The sequence below is a fragment of the Bacillus sp. B15-48 genome (genome assembly GCF_016879755.1).
In the GTDB taxonomy this organism is placed as follows: Bacteria; Bacillota; Bacilli; order Bacillales; family Cytobacillaceae; genus Mesobacillus_B.
This window is the reverse complement of the sequence record NZ_WOFU01000011.1, coordinates 1-18,028: the sequence shown is the minus strand read 5'-3', so window position 1 is coordinate 18,028 and position 18,028 is coordinate 1. Positions and strand designations below refer to the sequence as shown.

At 40.0% G+C, this 18,028-nt stretch carries 19 protein-coding genes and 1 rRNA gene; 15 read left to right on the top strand and 5 right to left on the bottom strand.

Annotated features, from left to right (window positions below):
- The first annotated feature begins 42 nt into the window (after positions 1 to 42).
- The 9 genes from GNT69_RS21990 (at position 43) to GNT69_RS21950 (ending at position 9,379) form a co-directional block, all read left to right on the top strand.
- Positions 43 to 1,209, top strand: a complete 1,167-nt coding sequence (locus GNT69_RS21990) for a thiolase domain-containing protein (RefSeq protein WP_239094407.1) — start codon at positions 43 to 45, stop codon at positions 1,207 to 1,209.
- A 3-nt stretch (positions 1,210 to 1,212) separates the two neighbouring features.
- Entirely contained in the window at positions 1,213 to 1,620 is a 408-nt protein-coding gene (locus GNT69_RS21985; RefSeq protein ID WP_203557142.1) for a Zn-ribbon domain-containing OB-fold protein, read from the top strand.
- A gap of 99 nt (positions 1,621 to 1,719) precedes the next feature.
- Positions 1,720 to 3,417: a CocE/NonD family hydrolase gene (locus tag GNT69_RS21980; RefSeq protein ID WP_203557141.1), complete on the top strand. Its 1,698-nt coding sequence runs from the start codon at positions 1,720 to 1,722 to the stop codon at positions 3,415 to 3,417.
- Positions 3,418 to 3,540: 123 nt separating this feature from the next.
- A complete protein-coding gene (locus GNT69_RS21975; protein ID WP_203557140.1) occupies positions 3,541 to 4,485 on the top strand; it encodes an MBL fold metallo-hydrolase in 945 nt (314 codons plus the stop codon).
- Between the two features lie 16 nt (positions 4,486 to 4,501).
- A complete protein-coding gene (locus GNT69_RS21970; RefSeq protein WP_203557139.1) occupies positions 4,502 to 5,197 on the top strand; it encodes a 3-oxoacid CoA-transferase subunit A in 696 nt (231 codons plus the stop codon).
- Entirely contained in the window at positions 5,190 to 5,867 is a 678-nt protein-coding gene (locus GNT69_RS21965; protein WP_239094406.1) for a 3-oxoacid CoA-transferase subunit B, read from the top strand. The genes GNT69_RS21970 and GNT69_RS21965 overlap by 8 nt, the downstream gene beginning before the upstream one ends.
- 237 nt (positions 5,868 to 6,104) lie before the next feature.
- Positions 6,105 to 7,208: an FAD-dependent oxidoreductase gene (locus tag GNT69_RS21960; protein WP_203557138.1), complete on the top strand. Its 1,104-nt coding sequence runs from the start codon at positions 6,105 to 6,107 to the stop codon at positions 7,206 to 7,208.
- 158 nt (positions 7,209 to 7,366) lie between these two features.
- Positions 7,367 to 8,290, top strand: coding sequence for an alpha/beta hydrolase fold domain-containing protein (locus GNT69_RS21955; protein WP_203557137.1), 924 nt, complete (start codon positions 7,367 to 7,369; stop codon positions 8,288 to 8,290).
- 126 nt (positions 8,291 to 8,416) lie between these two features.
- Positions 8,417 to 9,379 carry an MBL fold metallo-hydrolase gene (locus GNT69_RS21950; RefSeq protein WP_203557136.1) on the top strand — a complete coding sequence of 321 codons (963 nt, stop codon included), beginning with the start codon at positions 8,417 to 8,419 and terminating at the stop codon, positions 9,377 to 9,379.
- A 131-nt stretch (positions 9,380 to 9,510) separates the two neighbouring features.
- On the opposite strand, the gene GNT69_RS21945 is transcribed toward GNT69_RS21950, so the two are convergent.
- The 3 genes from GNT69_RS21945 to GNT69_RS21935 are packed head-to-tail and all read right to left on the bottom strand — an operon-like array spanning position 9,511 to position 12,285.
- On the bottom strand, positions 9,511 to 10,806 hold the full coding sequence (locus GNT69_RS21945) for a TRAP transporter large permease (RefSeq protein ID WP_203557135.1): 1,296 nt from the start codon (positions 10,804 to 10,806) through the stop codon (positions 9,511 to 9,513).
- Entirely contained in the window at positions 10,806 to 11,288 is a 483-nt protein-coding gene (locus GNT69_RS21940; RefSeq protein WP_203557134.1) for a TRAP transporter small permease, read from the bottom strand. The genes GNT69_RS21945 and GNT69_RS21940 overlap by 1 nt, the downstream gene beginning before the upstream one ends.
- Positions 11,281 to 12,285 (bottom strand): TRAP transporter substrate-binding protein, encoded by a 1,005-nt coding sequence (locus GNT69_RS21935; RefSeq protein WP_203557133.1) that lies wholly within the window; start codon positions 12,283 to 12,285, stop codon positions 11,281 to 11,283. The genes GNT69_RS21940 and GNT69_RS21935 overlap by 8 nt, the downstream gene beginning before the upstream one ends.
- Before the next feature lie 322 nt (positions 12,286 to 12,607).
- Between GNT69_RS21935 and GNT69_RS21930 the strand changes: the two genes are divergently transcribed.
- The 3 genes from GNT69_RS21930 to GNT69_RS21920 all read left to right on the top strand — a co-directional run bounded on the left by GNT69_RS21930 (position 12,608) and on the right by GNT69_RS21920 (position 15,058).
- The gene (locus tag GNT69_RS21930) at positions 12,608 to 13,054 is read left to right on the top strand and encodes a YbaK family protein (RefSeq protein ID WP_203557132.1); all 447 of its coding nucleotides are present in this window, start codon (positions 12,608 to 12,610) and stop codon (positions 13,052 to 13,054) included.
- An 80-nt stretch (positions 13,055 to 13,134) separates the two neighbouring features.
- Positions 13,135 to 13,848, top strand: a complete 714-nt coding sequence (cwlD, locus tag GNT69_RS21925; RefSeq protein WP_203557131.1) for an N-acetylmuramoyl-L-alanine amidase CwlD — start codon at positions 13,135 to 13,137, stop codon at positions 13,846 to 13,848.
- Between the two features lie 154 nt (positions 13,849 to 14,002).
- Positions 14,003 to 15,058, top strand: a complete 1,056-nt coding sequence (locus GNT69_RS21920; protein ID WP_203557130.1) for an Mrp/NBP35 family ATP-binding protein — start codon at positions 14,003 to 14,005, stop codon at positions 15,056 to 15,058.
- A gap of 68 nt (positions 15,059 to 15,126) precedes the next feature.
- On the opposite strand, the gene gerD is transcribed toward GNT69_RS21920, so the two are convergent.
- Positions 15,127 to 15,729, bottom strand: a complete 603-nt coding sequence (gene gerD, locus GNT69_RS21915) for a spore germination lipoprotein GerD (protein ID WP_203557129.1) — start codon at positions 15,727 to 15,729, stop codon at positions 15,127 to 15,129.
- A gap of 145 nt (positions 15,730 to 15,874) precedes the next feature.
- On the opposite strand from gerD, the gene GNT69_RS21910 reads away from it, so the two are divergent.
- Positions 15,875 to 16,534 (top strand): KinB-signaling pathway activation protein, encoded by a 660-nt coding sequence (locus GNT69_RS21910; protein WP_203557209.1) that lies wholly within the window; start codon positions 15,875 to 15,877, stop codon positions 16,532 to 16,534.
- A 46-nt stretch (positions 16,535 to 16,580) separates the two neighbouring features.
- Here GNT69_RS21910 and pdaB read toward each other — a convergent pair whose 3' ends face one another.
- Positions 16,581 to 17,333 (bottom strand): polysaccharide deacetylase family sporulation protein PdaB, encoded by a 753-nt coding sequence (gene pdaB, locus GNT69_RS21905; RefSeq protein WP_203557128.1) that lies wholly within the window; start codon positions 17,331 to 17,333, stop codon positions 16,581 to 16,583.
- A gap of 123 nt (positions 17,334 to 17,456) precedes the next feature.
- Between pdaB and GNT69_RS21900 the strand changes: the two genes are divergently transcribed.
- Together GNT69_RS21900 and GNT69_RS21895 are read left to right on the top strand one after the other, a co-directional pair.
- Positions 17,457 to 17,684 carry a hypothetical protein gene (locus GNT69_RS21900; RefSeq protein WP_203557127.1) on the top strand — a complete coding sequence of 76 codons (228 nt, stop codon included), beginning with the start codon at positions 17,457 to 17,459 and terminating at the stop codon, positions 17,682 to 17,684.
- 260 nt (positions 17,685 to 17,944) lie between these two features.
- A 16S ribosomal RNA gene (locus tag GNT69_RS21895) occupies positions 17,945 to 18,028 on the top strand; the annotation flags it as partial.

Here is an 18,028-nt window from a genome sequence, read left to right as displayed (position 1 = left end):
TTCGTAAATGGTTGGTTGACCAATAGTAACGGGAGGGTAAGGATGATGAGTATTAAAAGAATGGCTTATATTGCTGGGGCATTTGAGCACCCATTACGTAAAGTCCCAGACAAGTCAGTTGCAGCAATTCATGCAGAATGTGCGAAGGGAGCGTTAGAGGACGCTGGGCTCTCATTCGCAGATGTAGATGGCTACTTCTGTGGTGGTGACGCACCTGGTGGGGTTTTATCAATGGTTGATTATTTAGGGCTTAATGTACGTCATGTTGATGGCACAGATATTGGTGGATCTTCCTACATCGCTCATGTTTCTCACGCAGTACAGGCGATTGCCGCGGGGAAATGTAATGTAGCGTTGATTACGATGGGAGGGCGACCTCGTTCTGAAGGTAGAAGTGGTGTCAAACAGAAGATTGTTGGTGCAGGTGTTCCTGATGCGCCATTTGAACTTCCATTTGGGCCGACTGCTGTAAATGAATATGCGATGGCAGCAATGCGCCATATGCATGAATATGGTACGACAAGTGAACAACTTGCATGGGTTAAAGTGGCAGCTTCCCATCATGCCAAGTACAATCCAAACGCAATGCTGCGCGATGTTGTAACGGTTCAAGACGTACTTGAATCCCCGATGATTGCTGATCCATTACACCGATTAGATTGCTGTGTAGTCAGTGATGGCGGCGGTGCGTTAGTAGTAGTAAGTCCTGAAATTGCGAAAAGTCTTAATCGCCCGCTTATTCAAGTCCGCGGTGCAGGAGAATCACCTAAAGGCTTAATGGGAGGCAAAGTAGACCTTACTTATAGCGGCGCTGTATGGTCGGGTGCATCTGCTTTTGAGGAAGCTGGAGTCACACCTCAAGATATTAAGTACGCCTCCATCTATGACAGCTTTACGATTACTGTGCTAATGCAACTTGAAGATTTAGGCTTTTGTAAGAAGGGCGAAGGAGGAAAATTCGTCGCTGACGGAAACCTCATCTCTGGAGTCGGGAAACTTCCAATTAATACTGATGGCGGTGGGTTAAATAATAACCATCCAGCGAGTCGAGGCGGCATTGTAAAAGTAATTGAGGCTGTGCGACAGCTACGGGGAGAAACACATCCAGAGGTGCAAGTAAATAATTGTGACCTTGCCTTAGTTCATGGTACAGGCGGCGGACTTGCAAGCCGTCACGGCAGTGCAACATTGATTTTGGAGAGGGTGTAGAGAATGGCAACTCTGTATGAATCCAGAAAAATGGCAATTCCTGAAATTCATCCTGAACATAAAGAATATTGGGAGGCCGCTGCAGACGGAAAACTATTCATTAAACACTGCGAGTCTTGTGGTGAATATCATTATTATCCACGTGTGTTGTGCCCATACTGTATGAGCGATAAGACGACATGGAAGGAAGCGAAGGGTACGGGAAGCATCTACACGTATAGTGTGATGAGAAAAGGAGTCCCTTATGCAATTGCTTTCGTCACGCTCGGTGAAGGTCCAAGAATGATGACGAATTTGGTCAACTGTGACCTTGATACATTGCATATTGACCAAAGAGTAAAAGTGGTTTTCATCCAAAGCGGTGATCAAGACAATCCAGGACCTTACGTACCTTGCTTCACCCCGATTTAAAGAGAAATCCACATTATAAATTATCTTAATGTTACTAATTCATAAAACATTTTATTAGTTGAATACAATACGCAATTTTGAGACAAGGAGCGAATGAAAATGAGAATCCTCAAGGACATACGAATTCCGATGCGGGACGGTGTGCATATCGCTGCAGATATTTACCTTCCTGATGGTGCGGAAAAGGTGCCAGCATTACTTGCCCTTAGCCCATATGGGAAGGAATTACAAGCGCAGGCATTGACTTTACCTCCGCAAGCACGCCCTAGTCATCTTTGGAACGGAGCGATTGAAGCTGGTGACATTCGTGAAGTAGTATCTAGAGGCTACGCCCATATTATTGCAGATATACGTGGTACTGGCGGTTCTGAAGGCCAAATGTGCGGAAATTATAATTCCGGTGGTCATGGAGATGGAAAGGATATCTATGACATCGTCGAATGGGCAGCTGAACAAGATTGGTGCGATGGGAATCTTGGAATGATCGGTATTTCCTACTTCGCTTCTGTGCAAATTTTAGGAGCAGCAGAAAAACCACCGCATTTAAAAGCAATCTTCGCAAATGGTGGTCACTTTGACCTTTATGAACTTTGTTATCACGGTGGGATTATGTGGTTAATGCCGCGTGCTTCACGTGAAGGCCGCGGCGGAGATAGCGGCAATGCATTTAATAATGTTGCAAGTAAGAGTTCGAAAGTTTTCACTCCAGAAGAGCTCAGAGAAAAAACACAAGAACGGTTAAACGACCCAGATATCGCCCATTGGTCCGATTTCGTTCACCTTTTACATTATCAGGACCGTCACGAATTATGGATGGATTATTTATTAAATCCTCTTGATGGGCCATTTTGGAAAGAAAACAGTGCAATCGAAGTTGCCGATAAAGTCGAAATTCCAACGTACTTCCAATCTAAATGGGGCCGCGGTTGGAACGTGGAAGGAACGATTGAGTGTTTCCACAAAGTATCAGGAATTAAAAAGCTCGATATTCAGGCATTGCCACCAATGTTAGAACGTCCATTCCATGAAAACCATGATGAAATGTTCCGTTGGTATGATTACTGGTTAAAAGGGATTGACACAGGAATAATGGATGAGCCAGCTGTACAGTTCTCCGTTGAAGGTTCATATAAGTGGCGGAAGGAAGGGCAGTGGCCATTGCCAAATGAAGAAAAGAAAGACTTTTATTTACGTCCTCGTCACAAAATTAGCGAGAAGCCAGAGCCTCTACCAGCAGAATTTGCCCATCCAGATGGCTTTTATCAGGCACCATTAACGGTAACAACCGTTTCAGAAAAAGTGAAATGGACGAGTGATAAATTCCGGGAAGCTGTAGAAATGACTGGTACAGGAGCATTGTATATTTTTGCAGAAATTGATACAGATGATACGAATTTCATTGCAAAACTTTATGATGTCGATCCTAGTGGCAAACGGACATTAATGACATCTGGGTATTTAAAGGCATCTCATCGTGAACTAGATGAAGGGAAATCAACTTACGGTGAACCGTGGCACCCACATAATCGTGTGGTCCCAGTGACGCCTGGTGAAGTCAATGAATATGCGATTCGCTTATATCCATTCTCATTTCTAATAAAACCGGGACATCGTATTGAATTAGAACTTGCATGTAATGAACCACTTGATGGCGAAGATGCAAAATTATTGCCACCAGATAGCTATCACTTACCTAGTGGCCGAGCGACAACTCATAAAATTTATCGCGACAAAGATCATCAATCACGTTTAGTATTGCCAGTAATTCCAAAACAATATGACATTACAAATGAGTGATATTGGATGATGTGCATGCTGAATAAGATGTGATCTCCTGATGAAAGGCATCCACAGAGACTTCTTAATTATAAAAAAAATAGAAGTCACTGTGGCAACAAATTGATTATGGGAGTGAACAACTTGACGAATGCAGTACGTGTGATTCCGATAGAGTGTAAGTTTGGACCAATCTCTGCATTTGCCTATTATGTAGATGCTCCAGAACCAGCACTTATTGATACCGGTGTGAATATCTCGGTTGTTCAAGACATTGAACCAACTCTAGCTAAATATGGGATTTCATTAGGAGATATTCGCTGGATTTTGCTGACACATGGACATGTGGATCATCTCGGTGGTGCTCATGCAATATGGGAAAAGACAGGGCGACAAGCAAAAGTGGTTATTCCAAAAAAAGAAGCGCGGTTATTGCGTAACCGTAACGAACAGATTGTTGATTACAAAACACTACAAGGACAGTACATTATCGATTCGGCAATTCAGGAAAAACATATCGCGATGCTAACAACCGATATTGGTGGAGATCTTGAACCAGATTTGGAAGTAGTTGAAGGTGATTCCATTCATCTTGGAGGGGATGTCACATTAAAAGTGCTTGAAACTCCAGGTCACTCAATCGGATCTGTCACATTTATATTAGAGAAGTTAGGTTGGGCATTTGCTGCGGATGCTGTTCAAATGTATGGTGGCGCAAGCGGCTTGCCAACGATCGAGAATCCTAGTTTATACCGTAACAGTGTAGAACAGTTAGTGAAAATACGTCCTAAAAGGCTATATTTAGGCCATCCATTTCGCAACATTCATGGCGAGATGCAAAGTGCACAAATTGAAGGGGAACAAGTAAGTGTGGTGCTACAAGATAGCCTTGATATGGATGCCAAATTGCGCGATGTGGTGAAACGCCATTTATCAAATGGTCTTGCTAATCAGCATGAACGATATGGCCCGTTTGGATCGATTGCTGCTGAAATTAACTATACCGGTGATCCACGGAACTTACCTTGCGCGTTTTTTGTGACGATGCATGGTTACCAACAAGAGCTTATTGAGACACAGAACAAATGAGAGGAGGAAGATCGAAATGATCCAAAAGAAACTTGAAAATGCAGCAAAAGCCGTATCCGATATACATGATGGTGCAACGTTGCTAATTGGAGGATTTGGGGGGAGCGGTTTACCTTCCCATCTGATTGCGGCCCTTGTGGAACAAGGAGCGAAGGACCTTACGGTAGTATCAAATAATATTGGTGCTGTTAGCGACGGAGTGGCAGCGCTTATAAGCAACAACCAAGTACGAAAAATTATTTGTTCCTTCCCAGTAGGCCCGCACGCCGATGATTTGATTAGACGACTTAGTGAGGGGAGCATCGAGTTGGAAATTTCTCCCCAAGGAACATTGGCTGAACGGATTCGTGCTGGTGGCGCGGGTATCCCAGCTTTTTATACACCGACAGCTGCGCACACGGAACTTGGCGAAGGGAAGGAAACGCGGTCATTCGAGGGACAAACGCATCTATTAGAGCATGCAATCAAGGGGGATTATGCTTTTATTAAAGGATATAAGGCGGATCGCTGGGGGAATCTTGTGTACCGGAAAACACAGCGTAACTTTAATCCTGTGATGGCAACTGCAGCGAAAATCACAATTGTTGAGGTTGATGAAATTGTCGAAGTCGGAGAAATCGAACCAGAAATAATCGTGACACCAAGTGTCTATGTGCATCGTTTAGTGCAACTTGAAGAACAACGTGCAGGGGAGGTATTAGTAAATGGCTAAGAGCGAACAAAAAGTCAGTGGTTGGACAATGCCAGAATTAGCTGCTCGAGTGGCTCAGGACTTAGATGATGGTTGGTACGTGAACCTTGGAATTGGGTTGCCGACTCTTGTGGCTGATTATATCCCAGAAGGACGCGAAATTATCCTTCATAGTGAGAATGGTCTGCTTGGGTTAGGACCGAAACCTGAACCAGGTGAAGAGGATATGGACCTAGTGAATGCTGGGAAGGAACCGATCACCTTAAGACCGGGAGGTAGCTTCTTTTCACAATCAGAATCATTTGCGATGATTCGCGGTGGCCATCTCGATGCAGCAGTACTAGGAGCATTTCAAGTATCCATGCATGGTGATCTAGCTAGTTGGAAGTTGCCAAACGCTCCCCTTGGCCGTGTTGGCGGTGCGATGGACCTGACTGTTGGTAGTAAGCGTGTCTTCCTCTTTATGCAGCATACGACAAATAAGGGCGAGGCGAAAATCGTTGAGGAATGTTCGTTTCCACTAACTGCTCGTCGTTGTGTTGATCGAATCTATACAAATCTAGCAGTGATTGACGTAACAGATGAAGGTCTTGTTGTTCGTGAACTCGCACCTGACATAAGCTTTGAATATGTACAGAAGTGTACTGCTGCGCCGCTTAAGCTACAACAAGAGACAATCAAAATTCAATAATGATTACGTGCATTTTTAAAGAACCCAATTGACTGTAGTTCCTCGCTTCCATTTTATTCGTAAATGAAGGCCAACTTAATCGAGGAGCTACGGGCTCTTGAGGGATTTTAATGGAAATGAATTTAACCGCTTTCATAGAAAAGTAATCATATATTATTTTGGTAATTTCTTTTCATTTATCTTTATAAATCTTGCTTAAAACGAAGAGATCAAAAACACATTGGGAGGGAAATATTTATGAAATCATTACGGATTGCAATCATTGGGGCAGGAATTGCGGGTTCATCGGTTGCGGTAGCATTAAAGGCGAAAGGAATTCGTGCAGACGTTTATGAGCAAGCACCTGTATTAACCGAGGTTGGTGCTGGAATCGGGATCCGTCCGCCAAGTGTAAAATGCATGGAAAAATGGGGCTTATATGAAGAGTTGGAAGCCGTAACTGTACGAAGTGATTTAATGGAAATTATTGAGGGCGATGATCGAGTGCTCATTAGAGAAACTTGGCCAGTATTAACAGGCGATGAAGCAGATGCTTATGCTCGATTAATTCATCGTGCAGATTTATTGGATTTAATAGTAGCCCATATTCCAGAAGATCAACTGCATTTAGACCACCGTTTAACAGATATTGCTGATCACGGTGATTACGTAGAATTAAAATTTGCAAACGGAAAAACGGTTGAAGCAGATATCGTCATTGCCGCAGATGGCATTCGTTCACCGGTCCGCAATCAAGTGTTGGGGCATGTTGAACCAGTATATTCCGGTTACTTAGCGCATCGCGTATTAATTCCGTTTGAAGATGCTCTAGGTATGGCTTCAGAAGAGAACATCCTACGTATTTACGTAAATGGTGATGATTCATTCTATTTATTACCATTATTAAAAGGGCGCCGCCAAGTATCCGTTGATATCACAGTGCCTGGTGAGTTCGCATTGCGTCCGGAATTAACAAAAGCACAAATTATGGACAGCATTAAAGGTTTTGGACCAACGCTTCAAAAAATTGTTGACAAGATCAAACTAGAAAACATCGTGTCTCGTCCTTTAGCAGATCTTGAACCAATGACAAAATGGAGCACAAACACAGTAACGTTGATTGGTGACGCTGCTCATGCAATGCTTCACAACCAAGGCCAAGGGGCAAACATGGCAATTCAGGATGCTGAGGTATTAGCAGAGGCACTTGCTGAGGCTGTAGCCGGAACTGTAACACCTGCGGAAAGCTTGCAAAAATATGAAGAGCAGCGTAAACCAATAACAAAGCTTTACCAAGAGTTATCTCGTCTATTCCCAACAGATCAAGCAGAGACGGCATTCCCAGAAAAAGCTCACTTCTAGGAAGTAGGTATCGTAGGCTGGTTAAATGCGGCAACATCTAACTAGCCTTCATCTGAAAAAGCGTTTAAACGAGATAGGGATAGTGTTTACATTGATAAGGCTCTACTATTTAATTATAACTGAATCTGTGATAAATGAAAGAAGGAGGTCCTGAAAGCGTGCCTGTACATCCTGAGATAAAAAAAATATTAGATTCGCTTCCAAAATCACAACCAAAAACGAAGGTCATTCCGGAAGAACATAGAAAAATGTTCGATGCGCCTGTTTTACCTGTCGAAAAACGAGTGCAAGTATATTCAGTTGAAGAGAGGACAGTGCCGACGGCTGAGGCGGATATTCCTATAAGGATTTATACGCCTAAAGAGGGAGATTCTTTCCCTATTCTTATGTATTTCCATGGTGGAGCCTTTTTCTCGGGGACTTTAGATAGTCATGACGAAGTAATTCGGCCGATTTGTATGGAATCTGGCTATAAGGTAATTTCTGTTGGTTTCCGGTTAGCTCCTGAACATCCATTTCCGGCTGCCCTAGAGGATTGCTATAATGTCACAAAATGGGCGACCGAAAACAGAGGAGAATTAAAATGGGATGGGGAGACCCTTGCCCTTGCAGGAGATAGTTCGGGCGGAAACTTGGTTGCGGCTGTTTCTCTCCTGGCCCGGGAAAAGCAGGAATTCTCGATTACGAAGCAAGTATTATATTACCCTTCCTTAGATCTTGATTTTAGTGAATTTCGCTATCCGTCATTAGTGGAAAATGGCAAGGGATATTTCGTAGAAAGTGATCAATTAGCAGAGTTAAACAGCTTCTATTTATTAGGGGGTGTCGATACGGATAATCCGCTCGTTTCACCAATTCGCGAAGAAAACTTGGAGGGATTACCTACAGCCCTTATCATTACAGCAGAGTATGATCCGTTTAGAGATGAAGGAGAGTTATTTGCGGGGAACTTAAAAAAATGCGGTGTCCATGTTGAAACGATCAGGTATGAAGGAGTTACACATGGATTCTTAGGTAAATTCACCCATCTCGACGAGTATAAAGATGTGTACAAACGTACGGGTGATTTTTTAAAGTCATAAAAACAGCTTCAACCTTCTGAATATGTGGCGAATGAAAACCTATCATTAGTAGTCTGTAAATTATTACTGATAGGTTTTTTCTTTTTGCAAATGGCTTTGGATATTCTTATTTGAGGAGGGGGAATTTTGTTTAACGAAAACAATATAGAAGTATTTCCCGTCATCGTTCCAACCTCTAATGAACTGAAAAGTTTTAACTTTTACTTAGTAAAACATAATCATTCATTAACGTTAATTGATGCTGGAGTAAATACGGCTAAGTGTTGGGATGCCTTACAAAAGACGTTAAAGGGCCATGGTTTCACACTTACTGATATTACAGAGGTTTTACTAACTCATCATCACACAGACCATATTGGTCTTATCAATCGTATATTATCTGTCCACTCCATTCCCGTTTATGCTCATCCTAATGCCACACTTATCCTGAAGCGTGACAGAGAATATCGTAAAATGCGGAGAGCGTTTTTTAAAAAGCTTTACGCGGAGATGGGCTGTGGTGAAATAGGTGAGAGACAAGTTGCTAGTACCCATAATCCGATTAATCTTAATGAAGATAAAAAAACCAATGGTGAAATTCGGGAAATGGCCACCGGTCCATTTTTAGGTTTTAGTCTTTTGGAAATACCAGGACATGCTCCGGATCAGGTTGGTTTTTACCAAAAAGAGTGTAAATGGGTTTTTTCTGGTGATTTATTAATTGAACATATGCCAAGCAATGCCTTCATTGAACCAGATTATGAGGGAATCAGAACAAACTCGGTGATTCAGCAAAAGCAATCTTTGGAGAAATGCTTATCACTGGATGTGGACTATGTTTTCCCAGGGCATGGGATCATTATAGAGAACCCTCGTGATTTAATTAAAATTAGATTAAAGGAAATCGATGAAAAAGCTGACAAATACTTAAGGATCATTAAATCCAAACGTTCAATACCAAGTGAAATTGCCAAAGTCCGATTCGGGAAGCAGAGGTATGAACAGCAGTTTTTCAATGTAATGTCTGAAGTAATTGGTTATCTAGATTATCTTGAATTGAATGGAGAAATCAGCAAGGAAAAGAAGGGTGGAATCTGGCAGTATTATTGATTGCAATTAAAATCTTTGCACGGGAACCTTTTTGATGAAGGCCCGTTTCTTTGTTTTAAACAATAAAAAAGAAGGTAGTTAAAGAAGAGAGGATTCTCTTCTCTAACTACCATGCTAAAATGAATAATTACCTACAATCCAAATAAACTTGGTAAGAACAATGAGATTTGTGGAATAAAGGCGACGAGCAATAGAACAATGATGACGACTCCAAAGTATGGAAGAAGTGTCCCAATTACATCTTCAATCTTCACCCCAGCAACACTACATCCAACGAATAATGCACTTCCAACAGGAGGTGTCATATTTCCAATACATAACGCGAAACAAACGATCATTCCGAAATGAACAGGGTCAATCCCAAAGTTTTGGGCAACAGGCAAGAAGATTGGTGTAAAAATAAGAACAGCTGGTGTAATATCCATAAATGTACCAACAACTAATAATATGAGAATCATGATTAGCGTTAACCCAAATTGATTTTCAGTAATCGATAATAATGCATTACTAATCGCTTGAGGTAATCCCATGTATGACATAACGAGAGAAAATAAGGCTGATGCAGTAATTAAAAACAAGATCATCCCAGTAATTTCAATTGTCTCTCTAAAGATTCCAGGAACTTCCTTTATTTTTATACTTCGATAGATCATTGATAAAAGAGTGGAATAGATAACTGCAACAGCCGCACCCTCAGTAGCAGTAAAAATACCGGCAACAATCCCGCCAATAACGATGAGGATTAATAATAAACTTGGTACTGCACTTAATATGATATAAACGACGTCTTTAAAACTTGGCATTGGTGAGACGGGATAATTTTCTTTCTTTGCCATGAAATAAGCGACAACCATTACAGCTAGTCCCCATAAAATCCCTGGTATGTATCCAGCCATGAATAGGGCTGCTACTGAAGTTCCGCCACTTACTAGTGAGTAAACAATTAGTACCGAACTTGGCGGAATGATTAAACCAGTTGGTGCAGAAGCAATATTAACAGCAGCTGAGTACGTTTTTTTATAGCCGTGGTTTGTTTGCATCGGGCCCATGATACGTCCCATTGCTGCTGCTGAGGCAACACTTGATCCTGCAATCGCCCCGAAAAGCATATTTCCGACCACATTTGTATGTGCTAAAGATCCTGGTAATTTTCCAACTAACACTTTCGCAAAGTTCACCAGCCGAAAGGCAATTCCTCCATTATTCATAATAATCCCCGAAAGAACAAATAAAGGAATCGCGAGCATCGTAAAGTTATCAATCCCTGTAACCATTCGTTGAGCCGATGTTAAAATGGCGACATCGAATGGAAGGACTGCCAAGAAGGTGATGACAGAGCTTAAAATAATGGCAATTGCAATCGGAGCACCGAATATTAATAAGAAGAAAAAGGTGGAAAATAGGATGAGCCCAGCTATTGCTGCCATTATAAGATCACCTCTTTTTCTCGAACTTTATACGACATCAAGCTAATAATCGTATAGATGATGATACAAACACCGCTTACTGGAAGCGCAGTATAAACGAACCCCATAGAAATTCCGGTTGCTGCTGCGGTTTGAGCAGCAGTAAGAAGAACAATATTAATTCCTCCGTACACCATTAAAACAGCTACAGTTACTAAAATAATGACATCCGTTATTTTTTCTAAAAGCAATTGCGTTTTACCGCTAAATTTCTCTCTGAAAAATAAAATACCAATATGTTTTTTTGCTCCAAATACGTAGGCAGCCGTCATTAGCCCGAACCAAATTAACATAAATCTTGTTAGCTCCTCTGTACCTGGGGAGGAAATATTAAATACATATCTTGATAAAACTTGCCAAGTTGAAAGAATGACCATGGCAACGAGTAATAAGGATGAAAGTGTGATAAGTATTTTGTCCAAAACATTCTTAACCTTACTCATGAGTGACATTCCCCTTTATTAATTGATAAATATCCCTTGTCCTTTCATTATTTGCATACTCTTCGTGAAGGGGCATAACTGCATCGATAAAGGATGTTTTATCTACTTCTATAAAATTAACGCCCATTTTATTTTTTGCTGTTTCTGTCATTTCTGCAATCGTCTTAGACCAAACATCTTCATGATATACGGTGGACTCTTCTGCAGCATCGTGAATAATTTGTTTATGTTCATCTGACAATTGATTGTAACGTTTCGCATTCATAATTAACATATCGGGAACAATTTGATGCCCTGTGTACATGTAATATTTTGCTACTTCCCCGTGATTGTTTCCGACCAAAGCGGTTTCATTATTTTCCGCTGCATCAATGACACCAGATTGTAAGGCGGTGTACACTTCTCCATATGACATAGGTGTAGGTAATCCACCTAAGGCTTCAATCATATTCACACTCGTCTGACTAGGCTGAACTCTTGTCTTCAAGCCTCTCATATCCTCAACTGTGTTGATGATCCGATTTTTTGTATATAGATGGCGTTCCCCAGCGTTATAATACGTTAAGCCGATAAATCCAATTGGCTCTGTCTGGAAATAGAGCTGGTTTGTAATATTTTTATTATTCATCGCATTCTCAAACTCTTGGTAATCTTCAAAAACATAAGGGAGACTAAAAATCGAATAGTCTGGTTCAAACCCTTCTAAAGCACTTGCACTTACTTTTGCTACATCGACCGCACCAGATTGAGTTAATTCAAGTACTTCCCGTTCACTTCCTAATTGTGCGTTCGGATAAATGGTCACTTTGATGTCATTATTCGATCTTTCTTCAACAATTCTACCGAATTCAGCTAAAGATAAATGAACTGGATGATCCAATGTTTGATTATGGGCGAGTTTTAATTCAGTCACCCCTGGTTCGCCGGTGAGAATTTGACAACCATTAAGTGTAAGGGCTGTTAAAAAAGCAAGGAAAACTAGAGATAGCTTTTTCATAAGGCATCCTCCTGTAAATAAGTTATTTCCTATAAAGATAATTTTTTAGGTGTTCATAAATACCGTCTCTTATAGTTTGCGTTCCACCCATTAGAATCTATCCTTAGATTTTGAAAGAAATGAAAGTTAAGGGGGGTTCACCAAAAAAAGTATAGATTAAATTGTTTGTTAAGTAAACTAATAAATATTCGGTTAAATAGATGTTTTTTTAGACGGAATCTGTATTTGGGTTATTATTATAAAAATGGAAAACGATTACCGACCCTGTTTTTGCATTTAGGAGAGAGACTGGTATCACACTACATTTAAGAGGTGAAATCCAATGAATGTAGTAGTAACTACTTTTAATGAAAAACGACGCGAAAAACAAATAAAATATGAACGTTCACTGTTACGTGAACTATCCATCCAAAGATTAAAAGCAAGTGTGAAGAATTGTTTTGGTTCTTCACATCTGGCGACAGGGTTGTTAATGAATTCTGGGATCGAAGAAGCTTGTTTTGATGTAGCTATTGAAGCCTATTTACTAGGAGGAAGGTATAGCAAGTTTGGTTATTATGGCGAATCGATTGACGATGCAAGAGAACGTTCTAAAGAGGAGGAAAAACATTTAATCGATACCCTTTATAACTTCTTCTTGTTTTGGGGGAGTGGGGATGAAGGAATGGCAGATGAATCCCTCTATTATTTATGTGAGCAGTATGTGTGGATCTGGTGGAATGAGGGGTTTAACACGGGTGCAAAAAAACATAAGTTAAAGATGCATTAATGTAAGGTTCTAAACATCCTTCCTGTCCCATATATTTCGGTAAAGGGGACAAGTAAGCATGGAAGGATGGGTCGTTTTTAATGAAGAAGAAGCTCCAGGTTCTTTTTTTTACATTCGGTCTTATGACGCTTTTTTTAATATTGCAATATGATTTTAAAGAAAATGATGCATGGCAGTTATCTAACCTCCCTCTTTCAGGAAAAATTATCGTTTTAGATCCAGGACATGGTGGCCCGGATCCAGGAGCTGTAAAAGCGGATGCGATTGAAAAAGATATTGCTTTAGCGGTAAGTCTTAAACTTCGTGATTATTTGCAACAACAGGGGGCATTAGTAATCCTAACGCGTGAAACAGACATGGACTTAGCAGATGAAAATCTTAAAGGCTACAGTAAACGGAAGGTTCAAGACCTTCACCGAAGGCTCGATATGATTAATGATTCGAATGCGGATTTTTTTGCAAGCATTCACTTAAATTCAATTCCTTCATCGAGATGGAAAGGAGCTCAGACGTTTTACTCGGGGCATTACAAAGAAAGTAAAAGGGCTTCAAAATTTATCCAAGAGGAGCTCCGAAGGAATTTAGAGAACACAACGAGGGATGCGAAAACGTCTAATGATATTTTCTTATTAAAAAACTCAAAAAAACCGGGGGTTTTAATCGAAATTGGCTTTTTGTCCAATCCATCCGAAAGGGAGCTTCTGAAGGTGGACCAATATCAAGAACAAGTAGCTGCATCTATTTATCAGGGGATTATGAGGTACTATACAAATGAGCGGAAAATTTTTGACTGAAGGGGAAAAACCTCCTTCTTTTTTTAATGGGTTTTAATTCTAACAATTTAGGGATAATTGTTAGGGAAAACGATTTCAACCTGTGATTCGATTAACAGTTGTTTACGAAACAGTATGTTATACTATTTTTAAAGTTAAATGAAGGAGGAAGACTATGTTAACGGATTCAAAAGTAAGAGAGTTAGTTGGTGCCTTAGAGGAGCCTTTTATACATAAAACATTAGGAGAACTCAATGCAATCGAGGAAATAAAAATTAAAGAAGAAAAAAATCATGTTAGTGTCAAAATTGCAGTTGCTAAGACGGGAACGGCAGAACAACTACAATTACAGTCGCAAATTGTTAACCTTTTAAAAGAAGCGGGTGCTGATACTGTTGGTCTGCGATTTAAAGAACTTCCCGAAGAGGTTCTTGCTAAGTATCGTTCCGAGGAGACTGGCGGAGCAGAAGGGCTTTTGTCACCTGAAAATAAAACAACGTTTATTGCGATTGCGAGTGGAAAAGGAGGCGTCGGTAAATCTACCGTCTCTGTTAACCTAGCTGTATCACTTGCCCGTTTAGGTAAGAAGGTTGGTCTAGTAGATGCAGATATATACGGGTTCAGTGTACCTGATATGATGGGGATTACGAAGCGTCCTGTTGTTCGCGGCGAGAAGATTATCCCGGTGGAAAGATTCGGTGTTCAAGTCATTTCGATGGGATTTTTTGTTGAGGACAATGCACCAATTATTTGGCGTGGACCAATGCTTGGAAAGATGTTAAATAGTTTCTTTAATGAAGTAGAATGGGGCGATTTAGATTATTTGCTGCTCGACTTGCCTCCTGGAACAGGCGATGTGGCGCTTGATGTTCACTCCATGCTTCCTACATGTAAAGAGATTATTGTTACTACACCGCATCCAACGGCTGCTTTTGTCGCGGCGCGTGCTGGCGCAATGGCTCTGCGTACAGACCATGAAATTCTCGGGATCATTGAGAACATGTCCCATTTTGAAAGTAAATTAACAGGAGAAAAAGAGTATGTTTTTGGCCAAGGCGGCGGAGAAAAACTTGCAGAAGAGCTAAATACAAATATCTTAGGTAAGTTGCCACTTGGACAACCAAATTGGGATGAAGAGGATTTTGCGCCATCGATTTATCAAGAAGATCACCAAATTGGCGCTTTATATCTTGAGATAGCGAAAAAGGTTCTTGAGAGTATAGAAAAGTGAGAAAAGAGGTTGTCCTGATACTTAGGACAACCTCTTTACATGATAAGGGACTATTTTCAAGAAAATGACTATGATGTTTCTTCTCCTTCGGAGTTTTGCTTGTCTTGCTGTTTTGTAATTTCTTCAGAGGCTTTGATGATTAAGTCTTGGAGCTTTGCCTTGTATAATGGACTTTCGAACGTTTCTATCATGACTGCTTGCATATGCTCTCGGTATTCATTACTTTTAAGGGTGCTGATCAATTCTTTTTCTAGTTCAGGATCCTTCATCAATTCAACCATCATTTTTCGATATTCAGGGTCTTTTAATAAACTTTTTATTAAATCCTCATGTTCCTTTCTCATGCTAGTGGCGAAGCTTTCTGCAAACTTAGGGTCTTCAAAAGATTTCTTCCAAAACTCTGTTCCTTTATTCGATACAAGTGTCTTTTCGATTGTATCGGAAACGACTGCTTGTTCCATTATAAGTGTATTTCTTATCTCGTCTTCTTTCATTAAATCTTGAATTGCTTTTTTTCCTTCATCTGTTTTTAAAATATCGACAATCATTTTTTTCGTTGCATCATAATCCAATTCCTCCCCACCAGTCTCAACAGGAGCGCATCCTGAAATTGCCCACCCTGTCATTAAAACAATCAATATCGCGGGGAGAAGCGACCTTAGCTTATCCATTTTTACATTCCCCTTTCATAAAAGCATCCTAATTTTAATATGGAGAAAAACGTAAATATTATTCAGCATCTGTGTTGAAACCTAGATTTTTGGTCTTTACATTGGTACAATCAAGGGGTCAATTATATTAATGGGGGAAATGATTGTGACGAGCAGGAATTGGGTAAAACTATTCATGTCTACCTTGTTCATAGGCGGTATTGTAACAGTAGTAACAGGTTTTATTGTGCGTTGGGATGAGTTCGCGCCGTTTTTTACAAACTTTAATCTTTCCGAAATTCTGGCTATAACATTGTGGCTGATTGGTGTGGGGTTTATTTTTAGTCTTTTAAGTCAAGCAGGTTTTTTCGCTTATCTTACGATTCATCGATTTGGATTAGGAATTTTCAAAACGGCAAAACTTTGGAATGCAGTGCAAGTGGTTTTAATTGGTTTTGTGTTATTTGACCTTATTTATTTGCGTTATATAGCATTTGCGGAAGCTGGCGAAAGTGTACTTCCTTATATTGGGGTAGCTTTGCTTGTTTTCATACCTGGGCTCGTTGTCGCATACTACCGAGGAAAACAAACGGATATGTCGACATTTATTCCGGCTTTATTTTTTATGGTTGTCGTAACGACACTGGAATGGGTACCAATTTTAACAGTAAACGAACAGAGCTGGTTGTATTTAATGCTTTTCCCTTTGGTTATTTGCAATGCGTACCAACTCTTTATGCTACCTAAGTTAAATGAAAAATCAATGAAAGAACGTGTAAACAAAAAAGTTGCAAAGCAAATAACAAGAAAACCGTCCAATGTCTAATAGTGGACGGTTTTCTCCTTTGAACCCAAATACAATTCGATTGTATTTAATTAACCTCAGATGATTTTGTTTCTCCGTTAGCAAGCATTTCAGAGACAGTGACCATTTTTAAATTTTTGTTTTTAATTTCGTTAATAATTGCTGGGATTGCCTCAGCTGTTTGTTTCGCTGAATCTGAAGCATGTAAAAGAATGATATCCCCTTTTTTTGCCTTTGAAACGTTTTCGACAATCGTTCTGACACCTGGATTCGTCCAATCTTTAGAATCCAAGCTCCAATGAACAACAGTATAACCCATTTTCTCGGCAATATTTAATGTGCGTTTATCAAAATGACCAGTTGGAGCCCTCAGTAACTCAATTTCTGTTACATTCAACTTTTTAAAAGCTTCTTGCGCTTTAGAAATGTCTTGGCGAATTTTTTCCTCCTCAATTTCAGTATAATCTTTATATTCATAACCGAGAATGCCGATCTCGTATCCCTCTTTAACAATTCGGGAGACAAGATCAGGATGTCTTTCAGCCCATGCACCTGATAAGAAAAAAGTTGCCGTAGGCACATTTTCCTTTTTTAGAGTATCCAATATAGGCTCTGCTTTCTCATCGCCCCAACCTATATTGAAGGTTAAAGCGATATCTTTCTCTCCTTTGTAAATTGCCTTCGGGCCATCTTCAGTAGAAATGACAGGGATTTGCGCAATGCTCTCAACGTAAAAAAACCATGCCGTAAAAAAAGCGGCTACAAGGATGACAAATGCTTGTTTAATTGATTTTCCGTTTAATACATAAAAGAATTTCATCTTCCTTCACCTCGTCCATGGACTCCTTGTCTAATTTTTATGAGCGAAATTCAAAGATATGAATAAAACTTATTATTGGTTGGAAAAGATACAATAACCGAAGATAAAACAGGGAGTGTATATATGATTGGCCTTCTTATTAATCAAAAAGAGAAAAAAGAACTAGAGTACTTAATTAAAAGAGAAATGGATGAAATTCTGTTTGATTTAAAAGATGAACGTATTGACCATCTTGTGAAGAGGTCGATGAAAGAAAGGTATAAAATTTTATTTTCTTTGTTTAAAAGAGTTGCGCCACCATCAGAATGCTTGAGATACATGAGTTTTGAAAAGCATAGAAAATCATATTGAAAAGTTTTTCAAAAAAGGTGTTGACGTCAAAAGTAAGAGCTGATATATTAATACATGTCGCTGCAAGACAGTGATTATAAAAATAAAAAAGTTGTTGACACAGAGTGAACAACGTGATAAATTATACAAGTCGCTTCTGGCGAACATTGCTCTTTGAAAACTAAACAAACAAGCGTCAACAAACAATAACAATTTGTGTTTCTTCTATAATGAAGATCACAAGCCAACGTTTTATTTTATGAGCTTAATCACTCAACAATTTATTGGAGAGTTTGATCCTGGCTCAGGACGAACGCTGGCGGCGTGCCTAATACATGCAAGTCGAGCGAATCTTTAAAAGCTTG